Annotated in this window: 25 protein-coding genes; 3 read left to right on the plus strand and 22 right to left on the minus strand. The window is 42.8% G+C overall.

Annotated elements, in window-relative coordinates; translation table 11 throughout:
• Window positions 1-115: 115 nt before the first annotated feature.
• The 3 genes from IJ00_RS21340 to IJ00_RS21350 all read left to right on the plus strand — a co-directional run bounded on the left by IJ00_RS21340 (window position 116) and on the right by IJ00_RS21350 (window position 4,320).
• Window positions 116-2,467, plus strand: coding sequence for a putative PEP-binding protein (locus IJ00_RS21340; protein WP_035156483.1), 2,352 nt, complete (start codon window positions 116-118; stop codon window positions 2,465-2,467).
• Between the two features lie 144 nt (window positions 2,468-2,611).
• Window positions 2,612-3,322: a hypothetical protein gene (locus tag IJ00_RS21345; RefSeq protein WP_035156487.1), complete on the plus strand. Its 711-nt coding sequence runs from the start codon at window positions 2,612-2,614 to the stop codon at window positions 3,320-3,322.
• Window positions 3,323-3,447: 125 nt separating this feature from the next.
• On the plus strand, window positions 3,448-4,320 hold the full coding sequence (locus IJ00_RS21350; RefSeq protein ID WP_035159438.1) for a DUF4351 domain-containing protein: 873 nt from the start codon (window positions 3,448-3,450) through the stop codon (window positions 4,318-4,320).
• 108 nt (window positions 4,321-4,428) lie between these two features.
• On the opposite strand, the gene IJ00_RS21355 is transcribed toward IJ00_RS21350, so the two are convergent.
• From IJ00_RS21355 to rplF, 22 genes are all read right to left on the minus strand, one after another.
• On the minus strand, window positions 4,429-5,829 hold the full coding sequence (locus IJ00_RS21355) for a ferredoxin:protochlorophyllide reductase (ATP-dependent) subunit N (protein WP_035156490.1): 1,401 nt from the start codon (window positions 5,827-5,829) through the stop codon (window positions 4,429-4,431).
• Between the two features lie 111 nt (window positions 5,830-5,940).
• Window positions 5,941-6,720 carry a DUF5331 domain-containing protein gene (locus tag IJ00_RS21360; RefSeq protein WP_035156492.1) on the minus strand — a complete coding sequence of 260 codons (780 nt, stop codon included), beginning with the start codon at window positions 6,718-6,720 and terminating at the stop codon, window positions 5,941-5,943.
• A 29-nt stretch (window positions 6,721-6,749) separates the two neighbouring features.
• Complete coding sequence (gene bchL, locus IJ00_RS21365) at window positions 6,750-7,616, minus strand: ferredoxin:protochlorophyllide reductase (ATP-dependent) iron-sulfur ATP-binding protein (protein ID WP_035156494.1); 867 nt, start codon at window positions 7,614-7,616, stop codon at window positions 6,750-6,752.
• A 508-nt stretch (window positions 7,617-8,124) separates the two neighbouring features.
• On the minus strand, window positions 8,125-8,370 hold the full coding sequence (locus tag IJ00_RS21370) for a TIGR02450 family Trp-rich protein (protein WP_035156496.1): 246 nt from the start codon (window positions 8,368-8,370) through the stop codon (window positions 8,125-8,127).
• A 53-nt stretch (window positions 8,371-8,423) separates the two neighbouring features.
• A complete protein-coding gene (locus tag IJ00_RS21375; protein ID WP_035156498.1) occupies window positions 8,424-9,008 on the minus strand; it encodes a YdeI family protein in 585 nt (194 codons plus the stop codon).
• Window positions 9,009-9,125: 117 nt separating this feature from the next.
• Window positions 9,126-10,226, minus strand: a complete 1,101-nt coding sequence (gene prfA, locus IJ00_RS21380) for a peptide chain release factor 1 (protein ID WP_035156501.1) — start codon at window positions 10,224-10,226, stop codon at window positions 9,126-9,128.
• Between the two features lie 96 nt (window positions 10,227-10,322).
• Window positions 10,323-10,559 carry a 50S ribosomal protein L31 gene (gene rpmE / locus IJ00_RS21385; RefSeq protein WP_035156504.1) on the minus strand — a complete coding sequence of 79 codons (237 nt, stop codon included), beginning with the start codon at window positions 10,557-10,559 and terminating at the stop codon, window positions 10,323-10,325.
• A gap of 196 nt (window positions 10,560-10,755) precedes the next feature.
• The gene (gene rpsI, locus IJ00_RS21390; RefSeq protein ID WP_035156507.1) at window positions 10,756-11,172 is read right to left on the minus strand and encodes a 30S ribosomal protein S9; all 417 of its coding nucleotides are present in this window, start codon (window positions 11,170-11,172) and stop codon (window positions 10,756-10,758) included.
• Window positions 11,172-11,636, minus strand: coding sequence for a 50S ribosomal protein L13 (gene rplM, locus IJ00_RS21395; protein ID WP_035156510.1), 465 nt, complete (start codon window positions 11,634-11,636; stop codon window positions 11,172-11,174). The genes rpsI and rplM overlap by 1 nt, the downstream gene beginning before the upstream one ends.
• Before the next feature lie 54 nt (window positions 11,637-11,690).
• Window positions 11,691-12,527 (minus strand): tRNA pseudouridine(38-40) synthase TruA, encoded by an 837-nt coding sequence (gene truA, locus IJ00_RS21400; RefSeq protein WP_035156514.1) that lies wholly within the window; start codon window positions 12,525-12,527, stop codon window positions 11,691-11,693.
• A gap of 51 nt (window positions 12,528-12,578) precedes the next feature.
• A complete protein-coding gene (gene rplQ / locus IJ00_RS21405) occupies window positions 12,579-12,929 on the minus strand; it encodes a 50S ribosomal protein L17 (protein WP_035156516.1) in 351 nt (116 codons plus the stop codon).
• Between the two features lie 227 nt (window positions 12,930-13,156).
• Window positions 13,157-14,104, minus strand: a complete 948-nt coding sequence (locus IJ00_RS21410) for a DNA-directed RNA polymerase subunit alpha (protein ID WP_035156519.1) — start codon at window positions 14,102-14,104, stop codon at window positions 13,157-13,159.
• Window positions 14,105-14,629: 525 nt separating this feature from the next.
• Complete coding sequence (rpsK, locus tag IJ00_RS21415; protein ID WP_035156522.1) at window positions 14,630-15,025, minus strand: 30S ribosomal protein S11; 396 nt, start codon at window positions 15,023-15,025, stop codon at window positions 14,630-14,632.
• Between the two features lie 61 nt (window positions 15,026-15,086).
• Complete coding sequence (gene rpsM, locus IJ00_RS21420) at window positions 15,087-15,467, minus strand: 30S ribosomal protein S13 (protein WP_035156524.1); 381 nt, start codon at window positions 15,465-15,467, stop codon at window positions 15,087-15,089.
• Between the two features lie 91 nt (window positions 15,468-15,558).
• Window positions 15,559-15,672, minus strand: coding sequence for a 50S ribosomal protein L36 (gene rpmJ / locus IJ00_RS27905; RefSeq protein ID WP_082127373.1), 114 nt, complete (start codon window positions 15,670-15,672; stop codon window positions 15,559-15,561).
• A 114-nt stretch (window positions 15,673-15,786) separates the two neighbouring features.
• On the minus strand, window positions 15,787-16,011 hold the full coding sequence (gene infA, locus IJ00_RS21425; protein WP_006276978.1) for a translation initiation factor IF-1: 225 nt from the start codon (window positions 16,009-16,011) through the stop codon (window positions 15,787-15,789).
• Window positions 16,012-16,177: 166 nt separating this feature from the next.
• Window positions 16,178-16,729 carry an adenylate kinase gene (locus IJ00_RS21430; protein WP_035156527.1) on the minus strand — a complete coding sequence of 184 codons (552 nt, stop codon included), beginning with the start codon at window positions 16,727-16,729 and terminating at the stop codon, window positions 16,178-16,180.
• Window positions 16,729-18,042 carry a preprotein translocase subunit SecY gene (gene secY, locus IJ00_RS21435; RefSeq protein WP_035156530.1) on the minus strand — a complete coding sequence of 438 codons (1,314 nt, stop codon included), beginning with the start codon at window positions 18,040-18,042 and terminating at the stop codon, window positions 16,729-16,731. Before secY ends, IJ00_RS21430 begins: the two co-directional genes overlap by 1 nt.
• A gap of 73 nt (window positions 18,043-18,115) precedes the next feature.
• Window positions 18,116-18,562 (minus strand): 50S ribosomal protein L15, encoded by a 447-nt coding sequence (gene rplO, locus IJ00_RS21440; protein ID WP_035156534.1) that lies wholly within the window; start codon window positions 18,560-18,562, stop codon window positions 18,116-18,118.
• Between the two features lie 55 nt (window positions 18,563-18,617).
• On the minus strand, window positions 18,618-19,142 hold the full coding sequence (rpsE, locus tag IJ00_RS21445) for a 30S ribosomal protein S5 (RefSeq protein WP_035156538.1): 525 nt from the start codon (window positions 19,140-19,142) through the stop codon (window positions 18,618-18,620).
• Window positions 19,143-19,233: 91 nt separating this feature from the next.
• Window positions 19,234-19,596: a 50S ribosomal protein L18 gene (gene rplR, locus IJ00_RS21450; protein ID WP_035156540.1), complete on the minus strand. Its 363-nt coding sequence runs from the start codon at window positions 19,594-19,596 to the stop codon at window positions 19,234-19,236.
• A gap of 3 nt (window positions 19,597-19,599) precedes the next feature.
• A complete protein-coding gene (rplF, locus tag IJ00_RS21455; protein ID WP_035156543.1) occupies window positions 19,600-20,148 on the minus strand; it encodes a 50S ribosomal protein L6 in 549 nt (182 codons plus the stop codon).
• Window positions 20,149-20,187 lie beyond the last annotated feature (39 nt).

A 20,187-nucleotide genomic window follows, 5' to 3' on the forward strand; every position in this document is an offset into this window, starting at 1 on the left:
ATTTGTGAGTTTTTGTCGGTTTTGGACGACAAATCACATGTTCGTAATTAGTAAGTCATTTTGATGACTAACAATTCTAGGAATTTTTACAGGCAAGCGACGAGTAACTAATTGAGTGAAAAGACTCTATTGGCTAGATGAAATTCAATCACAAAACCGCGCTGATGTGGGCGATCAAGCTTTCTATTTAGGCAAAATCAAACAGCGTGGGTATCCTGTGTTACCCGGTTTTGTGATATCGGCAACAGTGTTGCGAGAGTTTTTGGAAACCTTAAATAGTACAGAAGCTTTGGTGGCTGATTTACCCTACTCTTCCTTACATTTGGATGTGGGTAATTGGCGGCAGTTACAGCAAGTTGCTGGACGTTTACGCCAGGAAATTATTACAGCACCATTACCGGAAGATTTTTTAGAGGATATCTTTACTGCCGCTAGGAGTTGGGATAATGAGTGCCTAATATTTCATCCTACACTGATTGTGCCAGGAAAAAGTGCTGCCAGTGTGGAGGGATTAATGGAAGCACAGGTTTGTTGTTGTCAACCAGAGGCGATCGCCATGACATTAAAACAAACCTGGAGTCAGTTATTTAGAGCCAGAAGTTTATTGTATTGGCAACAGGCTGGTGTAGACTTACAAAAAATCAAGCTAGCAGTACTAGTGCAACCCCTAGGGAAGGCGATCGCCAGTGGTATTTTTAATGGCAATACTGCTGATTGGGAAATTCAGTCAACCTGGGGATTAGGGATGGCAATTACCACTGGGGAAGTTTTACCGGATGTGTATTACGTAAAACCTCTAACTACCCAGGTTTTTGAACAACAATTAGGCAGCAAAATCCTAGAGTATTCTGTCAAAGAAAAATATCATCCTCTCCCGGAATTATCTGCACCTCAATTTTTATTAACAGTAGAGCAGAATTGTCTCCAGGTGGAATTGATTGATGAGACAAAACAACAAGAATACGCTTTACCAGAAATCCATTTGCACAATTTGATTGCTCTGGGAAATCGATTCGCTCAACAGGTGAGTCATCATTTCACTTGGGAATGGACAATTCGTCAAGACGACTCTTCTGGTACATTGTATATTACCCAAGTTAGCGCTTTTACTGGGATTAATCTCAATTCTCATTTTCTCAAAGGATTGGGAGCAGCAACGGGGATTATCACAGCAACTGCCCATGTTCTTTATAGTAAGCCAGAAGAAATACCTCCAGGAGTCATATTAATTGCACCTGCGATCGCTCCTGATTGGTTGCCAATTCTCCAACAAGCTGGTGGTATTGTTACGGAGCAGGGTGGTTTGACGAGTCATGGAGCAATTCTGGCAAGGGAATTAAGGATTCCCGCAGTCGTCAGCATCAGTAATGTGACTAACTTAATCCAACATGGTGAACAATTATTGATAGATGGGGAAAAAGGGGAGGTATACCGTTTAAGTATGATGGGAGAAGGAGAAAAACCACAAAAAGCCGATATTGAGGATAATCTATCTCTGGCACCTGTTGCTCCACAAATATCAGATCCTCATCCCTCACCGGATATATTCCCTTCCTCCCAACTACCAATAATTGCTACAGAATTGCTAGTAAATTTAAGTCAAGCAAATTTAATTGCACAGGTGGCAAAGTTACCAGTAGATGGTATCGGGTTATTGCGTTCGGAATTGATGGCATTGACAATTTTAGAAGGCAAACATCCCCAAGTTTGGATTAATGAGGGTAAGCAAGCAGAATTATTAACACGCTGGTGTGAACATCTCAGTCAATTTGTGCGTGCTTTCACACCTCGTCCCATATTTTATCGTTCCTTGGATTGGCGATCGCCAGAATTATCTTCTTTCCACAAGAATTTACCTATCGCTTCTCTCTCCATTTTGGGTGATAGGGGTACTTATAGTTACATGAAAAATCCCGCAGTTTTTAATTTAGAATTAGCTGCGATCGCTGCTGTGCAAAAGGCGGGTTACGAAAATATTCGTTTATTATTACCCTTTGTACGTACTGTTGAAGAGTTTAGCTTCTGTCGTCAACAAGTCGAGCAGGTAAAACTCACAGCTAGCAAACATTTCCAACTCTGGATTATGGCTGAAGTCCCGAGTGTATTATTTTTACTAGATAAGTACGTGAAAGCCGGGGTGCAAGGTATTTCCATCGGTACAAACGACTTAACTCAGCTATTACTAGGTGTAGATCGAGAGCAGGGTGAATTAGCACAAGCATTTGATGAGAAACACCCCGTAATTATGGACGCGATCGCCCAATTAATTCGTATGGCAAGGGATAATCATATCCCCTGTTCCATTTGTGGGCAAGCACCTGCTCTCTACCCAGAAATTATCCAGAGATTAATCGAATTAGGTATCAATTCTATCTCAGTAGAGCCAGAAGCAGTCATCCGTACCTATCAGGCGATCGCTCGCGCTGAAAGTCGAATTCTTCTAGCGAATGCAAGAAATCAATTTTAAAGCTTAGTAGTACAATAGTATTATCAATATCGCAATTCAATCAATTGATATATTTTTCTCTTTGCAGGGAAATATAGAGATAAATCTATTCGGCAAAAAATTGCTTTTAATTCCACAAGTTTGATAATTGCAGTTAGGAAAGATATGACAATTCAATTAGGATTTGGTTCTGTACCCAAACCACAATATATTTTTGTGGCTCATGAGTCTGATTATTGCTGGTATATGTTGTCAGATGATAAAAAGCAAATACCCATTTATCAGAGAGCTTTAACTGGAGTAATTACGGCAATTGAATGCAATAAATCTGTGGTGAATTCCTTTGGTATTGCCTATAAAACAGATTTACATATTTTAGCAGATAAACCCTATATTATTCGTTCTGGTAGAGATGCTTTTTTCTCTAAAAGTTTACTTCTATCCCTCGATAATCTGAATTTAGAACAGTTGCAAAAGCCGATTACAATTACAGTCAATCCTGGGGAGAAAAAAGTTGTATTTTGTACAATATACGACCCGATAAATTATCAAGCTATAGATATTAATTGGGAAAGACATCAGGATATTGATTTAACTTTATTGGAACAGAAAATTCTCCATAAAATTAGTAAATTGACACCTGGCTCCACCTCCAATAGTTCTGAGTTACGAACTATGATTATTGCTCAGACAGATAAATATCTTCTAGAGTTAGCATGGACAAAGGAGCAGGGAAGACAGTATTTGCAGCAAAAATATGGCAAGCGATCGCGACATCAATTAACAGAGGTAGAGTTGCTAGAATTTATGATTCATTTGTGGGAAATAGCTGGGAAAAAGCAGAGTATTTCCATGGATTTACAGCAATCGGCTTAGAGTTAAGAAAACTGAGATTAAGTAACAGAAGAGAATATCTGATTTATTGTACTTTCTGAACTCAGAAAATCTTGGCGATCGCCAAGCTATCGTATAATAATACTAACATCTACTCACCTGTTGACTTGGCATACGATAACACCTGTAAGTACCTAGCGGAAACCTATGCGCCAAATTTTGTGCGTTGGTTGTTGGGAATTTCATCGACAAATGTCAGCGTCTTAAAAACAGAAATCATTCCTGAACCTATCCGCGCTGATGCCTTAATTCTTTTACAAGTTGATAATCGCATTCTTCATCTAGAATTCCAAACTTTACCCTACTCCAAACCGCCAATTCCCTACAGAATGCTCAATTATTGGACAATTCTTCATGGTCTATATTGGTGTGAAATTGAGCAAGTGGTAATTTACCTCAAAGAAACAACATCTGAGTTGGTTTTTCAAGAAAGATTCACCTATCAGAATACCAGACATTCCTTCCGGGTAATTCGCATGTGGGAAGAGGAATCAACACCCTTTTTCAACGATCCGGTACTCCTACCCCTAGCAACATTGACACGTAGCGACAACCCTAGAGAGTTACTAGAACAAGTCGCCCAACAAATCGCTATCCTAGAAGAACCAGCACAGCAACGTAATATTTCTGCGGCTGCTGAGATACTAGCAGGTTTGCGCTTTGATAAAAATCTCATTCGTTTGCTATTGAGAGAAGAACTTATGCAAGAATCAGTTATTTACCAAGATATCCTGCAAAAAGGATTAACCCAAGGATTAACTCAGGGATTAACTCAGGGATTAACTCAGGGATTAACTCAGGGACAACAACAGGGAGAAGCGAATACCATTATCCGTATCTTGACACGGCGTTTTGGAGAATTAACTCCCGATATTACGGACAAAATCCGTAGTTTATCCATACCTCAACTAGAAAACCTTACCGACGCACAGTTTGATTTTGATTCTGTAGGTGATTTACTGAGTTGGTTAGAATCTTGAGGGTAAAAATAAGCAAAAAAATAGCGATCGCCGTCTTTCTTGTCTGAGCGATCGCCAAAGAAAATCTCAAATTGTGCAAAGAGTGATTTACCAACCTCCAGAAGACAACTAAATTTTGGCTTCTTCCTTCACCAATTTATCCCAGCCTAAATCTTTCAAATTATTATTTCGACGTAAGGGACGAGTGACTAACTCTAGAACGTCACGGGCGTTACCAAAACCATGTATCTGAGCAAAGGTAAACTCTACAGACCACTTGGTATTGATACCGCGAGCTTCCAAGGGGTTCGCGTGTGCCATTCCTGTAATCACTAAATCGGGATTCAGGTCGTAAATCCGTTGTACCTGATTATAATTATCGGGCTTTTCGACAATATTAGGCAAGGGGGCGCCCATTTCTTTACAAGTTTGTTCTAAAAAGGCTAACTCCGCAGCCTGGTAACGCTTGTCCATATAAGGAATACCCACCTCTTGGACAGTCATCCCACAGCGTACCAAAAATCTTGCCAGGGAAACCTCCAATAGGTTATCACCCATAAAAAAGACTGACTTACCCCGAATCAATTTCACATATTCTTCTAAACCTGCCCAGATTTGTGCTTCCCGTTCATCCAAACCCTGGGGAGTAATGCCAAATACTGAGCAAATTTTTTCCACCCAAGCACGAGTCCCATCGGGACCAATGGGGAAGGGTGCGCCTATTAGTTTACACTTGCGGCGACGCATCAGGGTAGTAGCAGTACGACTGAGGAAAGGGTTGACACCAGCAACATAATACCCTTCTTCAATCACAGGTAATTCTGTAAACCGTTTTGCGGGCAACCATCCAGAAACTTTAATCCCTTGTTTCTTCAGTTCTAAAGTTAGCTGAGTCACCACTGGATCGGGAAGAGAACCGAAAAGTACGAGGGGTGGATGATCCACATACTCTGACTCCTCCTGGATGACATCTTCTTTCTTTTTACCGAAGTGTAATAGCTTCTGGATAGCATTACGCTCATTTTTTTCGCTTTCTACCACAGGTGTTTGGTTCGGGCAACGTCCTGCCATTGCTGCCAGTACGGTGTCTTCTCCTTGAGTGAAAGCATAGTCTAAACCGTTGGCACGGGCAACTACGATGGGAATACCAATTTCTGACTCCAGCTTAGGTGCTAAACCTTCCAAGTCCATTTTGATGATTTCTGTAGTACAAGTGCCAATCCAGACAATGACACTGGGATTGCGATCGCGCTTAATTTGCTCACACAACCGCTTCAATTCTGCATAATCATTCAACTGGGCAGAAATATCACCTTCTTCTAACTCTGCCATTGCATAACGAGGTTCAGCAAAAATCATTACCCCCATGGCATTTTGTAGAAAATAGCCGCAAGTCTTAGTACCAATTACCAAGAAAAAACTATCTTCGATTTTTTGGTACAACCAAGCAACACAGCTAATGGGACAAAAAGTATGGTAATTACCAGTTTCACACTCAAAATTTAAACCCTGTGGTTCAGCAACAGTCATTTTAATTATCCCCTTGTTTTGATATGGCTACTGCTAATGACCAAAAGCTAATAGTTAATATTTGTGATTAGATTAGCTATTAGCAATCAGTTCCTAGCAATTAGCCCAGATTTAAGAGTTGGGGAAGAGACTGGCAATTTCTGAGTCATCAAAAGCGCCGTTAGACAAGTCTTCCCCAAATAGTTCGCTATCCATTCCGGCTTTGGCTGCTACACTCTCATCACCCCAAACATCAGACATGACATCACCAAAGTCATGCTCTTCGGTGGTGACTGCTGCTGTAATGTCAGTGTTATCGTCTTTCACATTGCTAAAAGAAATATCACCGAACTCATCAACTGTGTTCAAATTCTCACTAGGATGAGCAGCATTATCACCAAAACCCTCAACGGTTTTCACTCCGTTACTAGGGGTTTTCTCTTCAAAAGACATGGCTCGGAGTTCATCTCTTAATGCCGTATCCGGAACCATAAGAGTCTCCTCATGGTCGAATCCCGCCTCAGTATCATTTACCCCATTATTAGTAAACTCATTACTCTGGGGCTGATTTAAAGCTGCTTCTGGAGCTGATGCTGTTTCTGTTTCTTCAGCATCGGATTCAGGGAAATTACGGTTGCCAAGGGCAATATCTGGGTCAAAGTGTAAGTCTAGAACTTCCACCAGAGTGTCCGCATCTTGGTTCAATTTAGAAAAGGGGAGCATTAACTGAGCTAGTTTCGGTTCTAGCGCGTTAACGACTCCCAGGATGAGGTAGGAAGATGGACGTTTGCCACCATCGGGAGTGTAAACTGACTCCACCTGCATGTGGAGCTTTATCCAGTCACGGTTGGACTGAAAGAACTGCAACCACTTTTGTTTTATAGAATCTGTAAAGCTGTAGAAAAAAGCCATAGAGTCCCCCATCCTGAGAAACTGATGATTTATACAATCATCAAGTCTAATTCCTCTTCTTGATTCAGAACCTGTGGTTTTTGCGGATTTAAGTAAAAATCTGATAATAAAGAGAACAACTCCCTGTCTTGGGCATCTTTGGGAACTACTCCCTCTGGACAGGCAAGAATTTGGTCTGCAATATTCAGGTAATAATCACATACATAGCTTAAGGATGGGTCTTTCTCTGCCATTTCAAACAATGTTTTACCCTTGACGCGGGAAACACGGATATCTTCAATTAATGGTAGAACTTCCAAGACGGGCATGGGTACAGATTCTACGTATTTGTCAATTAAGTCACGTTTAGAAGTCCGGTTCCCAATTAGACCAGCTAAACGTAGGGGATGGGTACGGGCTTTTTCTCTGACTGATGCCGCAATTCGGTTAGCCGCAAACAAAGCATCAAAACCGTTATCTGTAACTATCATGCAGTAATCAGCATAATTGAGGGGTGCTGCAAAGCCGCCACAAACTACGTCACCAAGAACATCAAACAATATGACATCGTACTCATCAAAGGCGTTGAGTTCCTTCAGCAATTTTACTGTTTCCCCAACGACATAACCACCACAGCCAGCACCCGCAGGTGGTCCCCCGGCTTCTACACAATCTACGCCACCATAACCCTTATAGATAACATCTTCGGGCCATACATCTTCGTAGTGGTAGTCCTTTTCTTGAAGAGTATCAATAATTGTGGGAATGAGAAAACCTGTAAGGGTAAATGTGCTGTCATGTTTGGGGTCACAACCAATCTGCAACACTTTTTTGCCACGTTTGGCTAGAGCTACGGATATATTACAGCTTGTGGTGGACTTACCGATGCCACCTTTCCCATAAACTGCTAGTTTCACTTTTTTTGCCTCTGATAGTTGCTTCTCAAACTTGCGGCTTTAATACTGCCTTCACCTATCCCTCGGAATGCGATGGCTGATGTTTTGCATTATTGTGCAAATCCCAGGATAAATAAATGGGGTTTAAATTAGTATTTGGATGATATCTGGTATTTTTACGATTAAGAAAAATTTTAAGATTTAAGTTAGGTTTCAAAACTTCTAATCAAGCTATAAACTTTCAAAAATTAATTTTTTATAACTATAAAAATATAAATTAGTTACAAAAAACAAAGTTTACAAAATATAATATCTGTGAGGGTTTCATCAATTTTACTGATGCGATGTACAGAGAAACCCCTCATCTAGCGATCGCCACTCCTAGACAGCATAGATACTAGTCAAATAAATTATCGATTTATTTAAACAATATGGAATTTTCAGGCGATCGCCCAGAGAAAAACAGTAGATGATCGCGCAGAAAAATTAACACGCAATTTAAATGTAAAAAATTAATAATTTTGTTCAATTAACCACAACTTCCACCCATTTCTTGCAAAGTTTGCCAACCAGCTTGCCACTGATTTCCATCCTGTAACAACTTGGCATTAATCCAGAAGCGGACATTGGGGTCACAGGATGCTACCATTTCCGCATAAACCCATTTACCTTGATTTTTGCGGTTAGTTACTTGAAAATGCCGCCAACCGTCTATTTTGGTTTGTGATGTCCACTTAGAACCAACAAGGTAAGGAAATTTTTGTTTTTTAGCCATAGTGAAGTCGATAAAAAGGGCGATCGCGCACAGAGAAACTCAATTTTTCCTATTTATCTTTGTAAAGGACTTTGATTCATAACTGCGGAAAATACAGTTTGCTCAATTCTCTTCAACCTTGTATCTATTCTTTTGGCACTATCAATCCAAAAGAGAATATTCTTCTTGGATGAATTACTAAATTTCTGGAAATTTTCCCTTGCTTCTGCATTGACTGCTAAAGCTGATTGTAAGTCTTCAGGAATTTTGAGTGCTTCAATATCATCCAAGGTAATCCAAGAGCCATCTGATTGAGCATTCAAGATTTTTGTCATACCCGCTTGTGTCATCAAACCCTGTTCTATGAGTTCGGCAACATATTGTTTATTTAATTTTGACCAGACGCTTTTCGGTTTGCGAGGTGTGAAAATCTGTTGATAACGCTCGGAATCTAATGATTGAACTTTACTATCAATCCAGCCAAAACATAATGCTTCCTGAACTGCCTCACTATATTTCACACTAGGTTTACCACTTTTCACCTTGTAATAAATCAACCAAACACCTGGTAATCTCTGGTGATTTTCTTGTAACCATTGTCGCCAAGTCTGGCGATCGCTAGCGTAAATAGTTTCTAGCTGCTCTGCAAATTTCGGCATTTTTAGAGAATCCCCAAATTTGTGGTGAATAATTTAAAATCCAGTCTCTCACTCAAGAAACTGGATTCATCCATTTTATTTAGCAAATATCCTGATACCAGATAGAAAACTGATGTTTTAGTTACTATTTCCAGAAGCTGCCAGTTCTGCTAAACGTTCCTGTTGATCCAAGGAAATACAAGCTTGAATCACATCGTCAATATCGCCCTCCAATACACTATTCAAAGAGTAATTTTGTCCTAGACGATGGTCAGTGGCACGATTATCTTTGTAGTTATAGGTACGAATTTTTTCCGAACGAGAACCAGTTCCCACCTGCGATCGCCGCATAGATGTCACCGCTTCCTGCTGTTCACGCAGTTTCATTTCATACAACTTAGCTCGCAAAATTTGCATTGCTCGCTCTTTGTTCTGTAGCTGACTGCGCTCTTCCGTGCAGAAAATCCGGATACCAGTAGGTTTGTGGAACAAGTCAGCTGCGGTTTCTACCTTGTTGACGTTTTGCCCCCCAGCACCACCAGAACGAGCTGTAGTCATTTCAATATCCTTCGGGTCAATATGTATTTCCACATCGTCTACCTCTGGCATAATCGCCACAGTAGCCGTAGAAGTATGTACCCTACCTCCAGCTTCCGTTACTGGCACACGCTGCACTCGATGTACACCAGCCTCAAACTTCAACTTACTGTATACACTATCACCTTGAATCTCTAGGATTGCCTCTTTAAAGCCACCCATTTCTGCTAGGGACTCACTGACAAGTTTGACTCGCCAACCCTGAGTATCAGCGTACTTTGAATACATTCGGACCAAATCACCCGCCCAGATACTTGCCTCATCACCCCCCGTACCTGCACGGATTTCCAACATGATATTTTTATCATCATTGGGGTCACGGGGTAACAGTAAGACCTTCAGCCGAGTTTCCAAATATTCTATTTTCTGCTCTAACTCGCCCACCTCCAAAGCCGCCATTTCTTGCAGTTCTGCGTCTCCCTGAGACTCCTTGAGAACTTGACGCGCTCCAATTAATTCTTCCTGAGCAGTTTTCCAATCTTCATAACTGTTGACTACTTCCTCCAAACCTGAACGAGCTTTCGCTATTTTTTGATACTCATCAGGGTTTTTGGCAGTATCTGGGTCAGCCAAACGACGAGTCAATTCATTGAAAGTTTGCTCAACAGATTTTAGTTTCTCCAGCAAATATTGTTCAGCCATACAGCGCTCCTTAAAAATAACAAATTGGCTCGGCAAAATATGACAAGCGACCCAGCACAGAAATGCAGGGTCGTCATTAACAGCAGAGCCAAGCCGCTACTTTTGCTTTTTGCCGGCAGACTGACCTTCTTTCATGCCATACTTCCGCATGAAGCGTTCCACACGACCTTCGGTGTCGATAATCTTTTGTGTACCAGTGTAAAAAGGGTGGTTTCCAGACCAAACATCAACGTGTAATTCTGGCTTAGTAGAACCAACAGTCATCACAACCTGACCATTGCAATATACTTTCGCCTCTGGATACCACTGGGGATGAATATCAGGTTTTGCCATTTTTCCTTTCGTGGTGATTGTATAGAAAATTATAACTTAGAACTGACTCCTAACTCAGAGCCGATAGGCTAAAAACAGGTGTCGAAACTTTTTTTCACTTTTACCTTTTTGCCCTTCCGATCCAGAAAGACTTGAGATATAACCACCAGGGCGGTTAATTTTGCTCAAAACTGTTTCATTAACCTGTCTCAATCCCTTAACGTTTCGAGTATTGAGGAGCCTTACGAGCTTTATGTAAACCGTATTTCTTCCGTTCCTTGGCTCTGGGGTCACGGGTAAGATAGCCTTCTACCTTCAGAGGAGGACGATTGTCAGGGTCTAACTGACAGAGAGCACGAGCCACACCCAAACGAATTGCATCAGACTGACCTGTTAAACCGCCACCCTCTGCTTTTACCAGGATGTCATACTCACTTTCTAAACCCAAGGTTTCCAATGGTCCCTTGATTACACCTAGGTAGTTGGCATTGTACTGGAAATAATTATCACCAGGTTTACCATTCACAACCAACTGACCACTGCCAGGAACTAGGCGAACTCTGGCAGTTGCGGATTTGCGGCGACCAGTACCCCAATATACGGCACGACCACTATTGGTATCTGTAGCTTGCATTAGTTATTTACTCCTGGAATCGTATTAACTTTTAGTTCTTTGGGTTGTTGGGCTGCATGGGGATGGACTGGACCTGCGTAAACTTTCAGCTTAGTAAACAAGTTTCGACCCAAGCTATTTTTTGGTAGCATTCCCTTGACAGCTTGTTCGATAATTCTTTCTGGGATGCGGTCTTGGAGTTTAGCAAAGGTTTCTGTCTTCATCCCACCGGGACGACCAGAATGGCGGCGATAAAGCTTTTGTGTACGTTTTTTGCCAGTTACCGCAACTTTTTCCGCATTGATGACGATGACAAAATCACCAGTATCCATGTGGGGGGTGTATTCAGGTTTATTTTTGCCACGTAGAACCATGGCAATTTCTGTTGCTAAACGACCAAGACGTTGGTCTGCGGCATCTACGACATACCACTCACGCTCTATAGAGCTTTGAGGGGGAAGATAGGTTTTATTATCGGTTGTCATTTCTTGTGTCCTTTTTGTATGTGTCATTTGCAATCCGGAGGCAACTATTTGCCTTCAGCTAACTCCAGGATGACCGATGACTAATTTTGGCTGATTGTCATACCAGACTTCTGGAGGAAAAGGAAAATCAGGATAACCAACACGCAACAGACATAAACCATGGGCAGGCGCGGCATATTTGACTTCTTCCCGGCGTTCCGATTTCCAGATGTCGTAAAAATTTGAGAGCGATCGCTCTCCGGTTCCCACTTGAATCAACATCCCCACCAATAATCTCACCATGCCATATAAAAACCCATCAGCCTGAATTTCTATGTGGACAAATGCTCCCTCCCGTTGACATTCTGCGGCTTGTACTTCTACCCAAGAATGTTGCCGTGCGGAGTTGGCTCGGTGAAATGCAGCTAGGTGGTGTTTGCCTAGTAGAGGTTTCATGGCTGCTTGGATTAAATTTTCATCCACAGGCGCATGATAATAATGCCAACAAAAAGGCTTGAGAAACAAGTTCGGACGTTTGTCTGTATAAATGGTGTAGCGATAGCGGCGATAATTAGCACTAAAACGTGCGTGCCATCTAGGTTCTACACCTGTGGAAGCTCGTACTAGAACATCTTCAGGTAGGTGAGTGTTGATAACTGCTGCCCATTTGTGGGCGGGGATTCTTCCTGTGGCATCAAAATGTGCTACCTGAGCAGCAGCATGGACACCAGAATCAGTTCGTCCTGCTCCATGTAAGGTGACTGAATGACCAAGAATTTGCCGAATAGCATTTTCTATCTCTTCTTGGACAGTCCGGTGTTGTGCTTGCCTTTGCCAACCATGAAAATGAGTACCAAGGTACTGAATAACCAGGGCGACTCTTTGGGTAGGTAGGCTGACAACTTCTAACATGGTTTTGCTACTCGTCTTTACTGGTGAGTTCTAGCACCTGATGACAATTGACTAAACTAATTCAATAATTGCCATTTCGGCATTATCACCACGGCGAGGAACCGTATGCAAAATCCGAGTGTATCCACCATTACGGCTACCGTAGCGAGTAGGTGCTTGCTCAAATAAAGCATGAACCAGTTGTTTATCGAAAATATAGCCCATGGCTTGACGACGGGCAGATAGGGAACCGTCCTTTGCCAGGGTAATCATTTTTTCCACTTCACCACGTAGAACTTTTGCGCGGGTGAGGGTTGTGGTAATTCGACCATGGCGGATTAATTCGGTTGCTAGCGATCGCAATAAAGCACGACGCTGATCAGCTGGTTTGCTGAGTTTTTTGATTCGACAACGGTGACGCATAGGAAAAATTCGAGATTATATAATGGCGATCGTGGAGATTTCTACTTTACTCCCAAGTTAATTTTCTCTCTTTAATATCTTGTGATAACAGAAAGAACTATGGAAGTTACCCAAGGCTAAGAAAGGCAAGAAATTTAGCTTGATTCTTTCTAATGTCTGACTTGGAAAATTATGGTTGTGGGGAAGGTAAATATATAACTATAAGTACCTATTCCCCATACCCAATTTTAATTGTGTTTGGAAGCTCTCTCTTGAGGTAAAGTAATACCTAGACGACGTTGTAAAGCCTCCACTACCTCTTCTGCTGATTTTTGACCAAAGTTCTTGATTTCCAAGAGGTCTTCTTGGGTATAATCCAGCAAATCCGCCACAGAATTAACTTGTGCCCGTTTGAGACAGTTGTAAGCTCTGACAGATAACTGCAATTCCTCAATGGGGATTTGTGCAGTTGGATCATCTGGAATATCAGAATCTGTATCAGTTTGTCTGATATCGATATCCTTGAGAGGATTAAATAACTCAACCAAGATACCAGCAGCAGAAGAAAGTGCTTCCTGGGGACTGAGACTGCCATTTGTCCATACATCTAACAACAGTCTATCTTTGGGTATACCTGTTTCGCTTCGTGTTTCTTCCACACTGTAGTTGACTTTCCGCACAGGCATAAATACAGAGTCAATTTGTAAAAAGTCAAGGGATGTTGCTTCTTCCCTTCCCCTTTCCACTGTCCGATAGCCTTTACCCTTCTCAATCCGAAATTCCATTTCCAGTTTGCCGCCTTCAGCTACGGTGGCAATATACTGAGTGGGGTCAATGATTTCAACTTCGCTTGGTAAGTCAAAATGTGCTACAGTTACCGTTGCTGGACCGCTGACTAAGACACGACCAATTTGAGCTTGGGCGGAATAGCTTTTCAGGATGACTTCCTTCATCCGCATCAAGATTTCTAGAACATCTTCCCGAACGCCCGGAACGGTGGCAAATTCGTGAGTTACGCCGGAAATACGCACTGCTGTAACTGCTGTCCCCTCTAGATTCGACAGTAGAACTCGTCTGAGAGCGTTACCTACGGTGGTTCCTTGACCTCGCTCCAGAGGTTCCAGCACGAATTTACTGTAGTGGCTTCGACTTTCTTCTGTATTAGACTCTACACATTCAATTTGAAACTGCGCCACAGAGTAGCCTCCCTTGTACTAAGGTCTTGCTAGCAGGCAAGCTAACTTGCCTCCGATTATCTTTAAATACCTTTGTATTTGAGGCTGATTTTGGTAATTTTGACCTCAAACAGACAAAGGGTGTTATTTATCTTTAGGTTTTCCCAGGTTATTGTTTCTTGTTTTATGGTCAGAAGAAACTTTCAAACTGGGAACAGCCACTATGGGAGTGAGGGAGATCAGCAAGTGTAATCTAGAAGTCTCCTAGGAAGTTTGAATAGTGCTGATTAAAGAGTACTGAACGGGTGTATTTTGCTTGTTGTTAGGCTAGGTCAGAATGATGAAATTATTTTCTGCTACTTCACTAGTCGAAAAACAACAAGACTCAGCACTTTATAGGTTCGCAAAACGTGTCTTTTGGAGGCAGAGTGCCATGGATGGTGCAGTAGGCAAATATGCCCTTAAGCTGCATACAACTCAGCACTGATAAATTTTAGGTGACTTCGATGTTATCCTCGAATGCCTTTGCTTGCCTAGAAATCATGCCTATACACGACGGCGTTTGGGAGGACGGCAACCGTTATGAGGAATGGGGGTAATATCACGAATCAGAGTAATCTCTAAACCCGCTCCTTGTAATGCACGAATCGCAGTTTCTCGACCAGCACCAGGTCCAGAAACCATGACTTCTATTTGACGCATTCCTTGGTCGATTGCTCTGCGAGCAGCACTTTCTGCTGCGGTTTGTGCGGCGAAGGGAGTACCTTTTTTGGCTCCTTTAAAACCGCTAGAACCTGCACTTGCCCAGGAAATCACATCTCCGTTTTGGTCGGTGATGGTAACGATGCTATTGTTAAACGTAGATTGAATGTAGGCAACACCGTTGGGTACATTACGTTTTGTCTTTTTGCTGCCGCCTTTTTTTGATGGTTGTCGCGCCATATTGGTGTGATGAAATTAAGGTAAAATTTGCCCAAAGCAAGGGTAAAACAAATGGGATTATTTATTTCCCTGGAGCCTTTTTCTTCCCGGCTACAGTCTGTCTTCTGCCGCGTCGGGTTCTGGCATTTGTCCGAGTTCTTTGTCCTCTGACAGGTAAACCCATACGGTGACGACGACCTCTGTAAGTTCCGATATCGATGAGGCGCTTAATATTCATTGCTTCCCAGCGCCGTAAGTCACCCTCAACTTCGTAATTACTTTCAATTTCCGAGCGAAGGGATGCAACATCTGCATCACTTAGTTCTTTGACGCGGGTGTCGGGATTCACACCTGTAGTGGCGAGAATTTCTTTGGATCTAGATAAACCAATTCCGTAAATGTATGTCAGACCAATCTCAACGCGCTTGTCGCGTGGTAGGTCTACTCCGGCAATACGTGCCACAATAATGTCTCCCTATTGTTCGAGGTAATCCTGCTACTATTTAAGGTGATTTTCGATGCACTTCACCAAGTGCTGGGGGTAATATGCAATTTTATCCTTGACGTTGCTTATGCTTGGGGTTGATGCATATTACCATCACACGACCGCGACGACGAATCACGGTACATTTTTCACAGATTTTCTTGACTGAGGCTCTGACTTTCATGCCTTTTGTTTAACTCCAAATGGTGGATTATAACATTTTGGAAGAAAATATTCAATTAAATGGTGGTGGAAATCAACAAAACTGACAATTAATGTAAAATATTCTACATAGTTATTACTTTTTGCGTAGACGGTAGGTTATTCTACCTTTTGTCAGGTCGTAGGGTGTGAGTTCGACTTTCACGCGATCGCCAGGTAGAATCTTGATATAGTTACGGCGGATTTTGCCAGAGATATGAGCTAAAACATTGAAGCCGTTATCTAAATCAACGCGGAACATGGCGTTGGGCAAAGATTCCGTCACAGTCCCTTCCATTTCGATTAAGTCTTGCTTAGACAAGTTATTCCTTCCTCAACTCAACAATTTTTGTGTTCACTTACATGGGCAAGAGAACATATTTGTCGAAAAATATCAACAGTTTCTTAATATATCTTATCGAAATTTGGGTATAGATTTGAAAATGTGATAGGCAGGGGAAGACTGTTGTTGCCTTCCCCGATAGAGACTAGGCGATCGCCTGTTTCAATACTGTCGTGACTTCTTCTAGGGACTGATTTCCATTAATCATCAATAACTGTTGGCGATCGCGGTAATAGTCAATCAGAGGCGCAGTTTCCGAACGGTATACCTCCAATCGGCGACGAATCACTTCTTCAGTGTCATCTTTTCGCCCTCTTCCCAGTAAGCGTCCGACAACAATCTCATCGGGCACATCCAGGTTGACTACTTTTCCACCATCCTGGTTTAACTTTTGCAATAATTCATCCAGGAACACAGCTTGCTTGACAGTACGAGGGAAACCATCCAAAATCCAACCAGAATTAGTATCTGACTGTTGTAAACGTTCCTCAACCATATCCTGCACCAGTTGATCGGGAACTAACTCACCCCTATCCATGTAGCTTTGAGCTTTCACTCCCAGAGGTGTTTGTTCCTTCAAAGCTTGACGTAAGATATCACCCGTAGAAATATGGGGAATATTGAGGTCGTCTGCTAATGTCTGAGCCTGTGTGCCTTTGCCAGCTCCAGGAGGTCCCAAGAAGATAAGTCGCGTCACTATTGTTTCACCATTCCTTCGTAGCGCTGAGAGATAACGTAGGTTTGGATCTGTTTGGCAGTATCAATTGCTACGCCCACCAGAATTAACAAGGATGTAGCACCCAGACCTTTAAAAGTTGGTACTCCTAAAGCTTGTTCAATAGCAGTGGGAATAATCGCAATTAAACCCAAAAAGATAGCACCCAAGAAAGTCAATCGATTTGTCACCCGCTCAATATATTCACTTGTTGTCTTCCCTGGACGAATACCGGGAATACTAGAACCCATTTTTTTCAGGTTTTGGGCTACATCGACAGGATTGAGAATCAATGAAGAGTAAAAGTAGCTGAAAAAGACGATGGAAACTAGGTAAACCAGAGCATAAACCCAGGAACCAGAACCACTGGGGCTAAGATACGTGTTGATAATTCTTGTCAGTTCCGCATTTTTGGCGAAATTGACTATCATGAGGGGTAAGCTGAGAATGGCGGCAGCGAAAATGATCGGCATCACACCACCTTGGTTCAACCGCAGGGGTAGGTAGCTACGCTGTTCCGCAAAAATCCGCCGACCAACTTGACGACGAGCCGAGATAATTGGGATGCGACGGATACCTTCTTGAACGAAGACAATGCCCACGATGGTTAACAGGAAGAGTACCAAGAGGACAATTACCCGACCAATGGTTTCCCGACTTCCGCTCTGGACAAAATCAATGGTGTCACCCAGAGATTTTGGTAAGGTTGCCACAATGTTGACAAAAATCAACAAAGATGCACCATTTCCAACACCTCGCTCGGTAATTAACTCCGATGCCCACATGACGAACATAGAGCCAGCCACCAGGGCGATCGCAGTTTCCGCGATAAACACTGGACCATAGTTCAAAGCATAGTCTTTCAGAAAGAATGCAGCCAGAAAAGTGCTTTGTAGAGCTGCCCAACCAACAGATACATAACGGGTAATTTGGGAAATTTTCCGTCTTCCTGCTTCCCCTTCATTTTTCTGTAAATTTTCTAAAGCTGGGATTGCGGCAGTGAGCAACTGGATAATGATAGAGGCATTAATATAGGGCAAAATCCCTAACGCGAACACCCCTAAAGCAGACAGTCCGCCTCCCGAAAAAATATCCAAAAAGTTTACTATCTGATTATTGTTTTGGATGGCTGCGGCAAACTTCTCGCGGTTAATCCCTGGTATGGGGATATGGATACCCATACGAATCAAAACCAGAATACCGAGTGTGACAAGCAGCCGACCTCTAAGTCCTGCTGCTTGTGCCATCTGCATAAAAGTTTCTTGAGCGGTTGGCGGTTTATCTCGACTTATCATAGAGGGCTACCTTGAAGTATGAACCAGGCGCTGGCTGGGCTGGCACTTAATATCCCTGTTGTGCCGTTCTGGCTCACCCCAAAACTTCACAACTCCCACCAGCAGCCTCAATTTTGCTACGAGCTGAACCTGTGAATGCTGCTGCCTGGACTTTGAGGGCAACATTCAATTCCCCATTACCAAGAATTTTTAAAGGACCCTTGATGGAAGTGACAATCCCAGCGTCTTTCAAAGAGGTAAGGGTTACCTCAGTATTCGCAGGGAGAGAGGCTAGCTTTTCTACATTAATCGTAGTGTACTTTTTGCGGTTAACTACGGGAAAGCCCTTTAACTTGGGGATTCGACGGTATAAAGGTTGTTGACCACCTTCAAAACCAGGTCTGGTTCCGCTACCGGAACGGGACTTTTGACCCCGCATCCCTAAACCAGCACTAGCACCTTGACCCGCAGAAATACCACGACCGACACGACGACGGCGTTTTTTAGAGCCTTTCTGAGGACGAACATCACTTAATCTCATAAGCGGAAATTTGGTAACTGTTGTGTTTGTCACTAGTCATGGGTATGACTTTTGACTAAATATAGAGATTCTCTAGGGGAATACCACGCTCTTCTGCAACTTCTGCAAAAGTACGTAGGGTAGACAGGGCATTAACTGCGGCTCTTGCATTGTTCAGGGGGTTGCCTGAGCCTAGTTGCTTGGCTAAGACATTACGAACACCAGCCAACTCGAGTACAGTCCGGACTGCACCACCGGCAATTACACCAGTACCAGGGGCTGCGGGACGCATCATTACCTTAGCTCCACCGCCAGTGCCATCAATGGGATGGGGAATCGAGTTGGACTTAGTGATAGGAATATCAATCAGGTGTTTTTTACCATCGGCTACACCTTTTTTAACAGCTCCAATTACATCCGAAGCTTTTCCAACACCGACTCCGACTTGACCGCGCTCATTCCCAACTACAACGATCGCCCGGAAGCTGAGTTTTTTACCACCCTTAACTACCTTACTAACACGACGAATTTGAATTACCCGTTCTTGCCAGTTTGTTTCTTCTTTTTTGGCGCGGTTCGTTTTTCGACGATTTGTTGCCATTTCCTTAGTACCTCGTTTTATTTATCACTTGTCTTTGCCATTCCTCCAAGTATTTACTCAGACTCTATGACCAATGACCAATGACTAAATCCTAAAAATCTAGACCTGCTTCACGGGCTGCTTCTGCCAATGCCTTAATCCGACCATGGTATAGGTTTCCACCACGGTCAAATACGATTTGGGTAATACCCTTTTCCTTAGCGCGGGCAGCAATTAACTTACCAACTTCCACAGACGCTTCACAGTTAGACCCGGAAGCAAGTTTAGATTTTAAATCTGGCTCCAAGGTGGATGCGGAAACGATAGTACAGTGTTGGGTATCATCAATTACCTGGGCATAAATATGCTCATGGGAGCGAAACACCGCTAACCTGGGACGTTCAGCAGAACCATTTACCTTGCCACGAACCCGCCGATGGCGGCGTATTTTGGATTCTCTACGAGTCAGTTTCATAATCTATTTCTTACCACCCTTACCAGTCTTACCAGCTTTCCGTCTAACCACTTCGCCTGCATAACGGATACCTTTACCTTTGTAAGGTTCTGGGGGACGGACGGCGCGGATTTTGGCTGCTGTGTTCCCGACTATTTCTTTGTCGTAGCCAGTAACGATGACGTTGGTGTTATTTTCGACGGCAAATTGTATACCTTCAGGGGGAACAATTTGTACTTGATGGCTATAACCCATGTTCATCACCAGGTTCCGACCTTGTACCTGTGCCCGATAACCTACCCCTTGAATTTCCAACCGGCGTTGAAAACCTTGGGATACTCCCTCAACCATATTGGCAACCAAAGTCCGGGATAAACCGTGCATTTGGCGGGAGACGCGGGAATCGTCTTTACGTTCAACTGTCAGAGTCTGCCCTTCTTGAGAAACAGAGACTTGGGTGGGTAACTCACGGGAGAGTTCACCCTTGGGACCTTTGACTACTATCTTTGTCCCATCGATTTTAATTTCTACCTTCGCAGGTACTGCTATTGGGCGCTTACCAATACGAGACATAACTAGATTTGTCCTTGATGATTTGTCCTTTATCTTTGG

It is taken from the genome of Calothrix sp. 336/3 (assembly GCF_000734895.2).
Classification (GTDB): Bacteria; Cyanobacteriota; Cyanobacteriia; order Cyanobacteriales; family Nostocaceae; genus 336-3.

Coding starts and splice junctions, on each gene's coding strand:
- IJ00_RS21375 (WP_035156498.1), bottom strand. CDS start 9,008: ATGCCGAAATTTGCAGAGCAGCTAGAAACTATTTACGCTAGCGATCGC.
- rpmJ (WP_082127373.1), bottom strand. CDS start 15,672: ATGAAAGTCAGAGCCTCAGTCAAGAAAATCTGTGAAAAATGTACCGTG.
- prfA (WP_035156501.1), bottom strand. CDS start 10,226: ATGGCTGAACAATATTTGCTGGAGAAACTAAAATCTGTTGAGCAAACT.
- rplQ (WP_035156516.1), bottom strand. CDS start 12,929: ATGCGTCACCGTTGTCGAATCAAAAAACTCAGCAAACCAGCTGATCAG.
- rpsE (WP_035156538.1), bottom strand. CDS start 19,142: ATGGCAACAAATCGTCGAAAAACGAACCGCGCCAAAAAAGAAGAAACA.
- rplR (WP_035156540.1), bottom strand. CDS start 19,596: ATGAAACTGACTCGTAGAGAATCCAAAATACGCCGCCATCGGCGGGTT.
- rpmE (WP_035156504.1), bottom strand. CDS start 10,559: ATGGCAAAACCTGATATTCATCCCCAGTGGTATCCAGAGGCGAAAGTA.
- secY (WP_035156530.1), bottom strand. CDS start 18,042: ATGATAAGTCGAGATAAACCGCCAACCGCTCAAGAAACTTTTATGCAG.
- IJ00_RS21360 (WP_035156492.1), bottom strand. CDS start 6,720: ATGGCTTTTTTCTACAGCTTTACAGATTCTATAAAACAAAAGTGGTTG.
- truA (WP_035156514.1), bottom strand. CDS start 12,527: ATGTTAGAAGTTGTCAGCCTACCTACCCAAAGAGTCGCCCTGGTTATT.
- rplO (WP_035156534.1), bottom strand. CDS start 18,562: ATGAGATTAAGTGATGTTCGTCCTCAGAAAGGCTCTAAAAAACGCCGT.
- rplM (WP_035156510.1), bottom strand. CDS start 11,636: ATGACAACCGATAATAAAACCTATCTTCCCCCTCAAAGCTCTATAGAG.
- rpsK (WP_035156522.1), bottom strand. CDS start 15,025: ATGGCGCGACAACCATCAAAAAAAGGCGGCAGCAAAAAGACAAAACGT.
- IJ00_RS21355 (WP_035156490.1), bottom strand. CDS start 5,829: ATGACTGTTGCTGAACCACAGGGTTTAAATTTTGAGTGTGAAACTGGT.
- rpsI (WP_035156507.1), bottom strand. CDS start 11,172: ATGCAAGCTACAGATACCAATAGTGGTCGTGCCGTATATTGGGGTACT.
- IJ00_RS21345 (WP_035156487.1), top strand. CDS start 2,612: ATGACAATTCAATTAGGATTTGGTTCTGTACCCAAACCACAATATATT.
- IJ00_RS21370 (WP_035156496.1), bottom strand. CDS start 8,370: ATGGCTAAAAAACAAAAATTTCCTTACCTTGTTGGTTCTAAGTGGACA.
- rplF (WP_035156543.1), bottom strand. CDS start 20,148: ATGTCTCGTATTGGTAAGCGCCCAATAGCAGTACCTGCGAAGGTAGAA.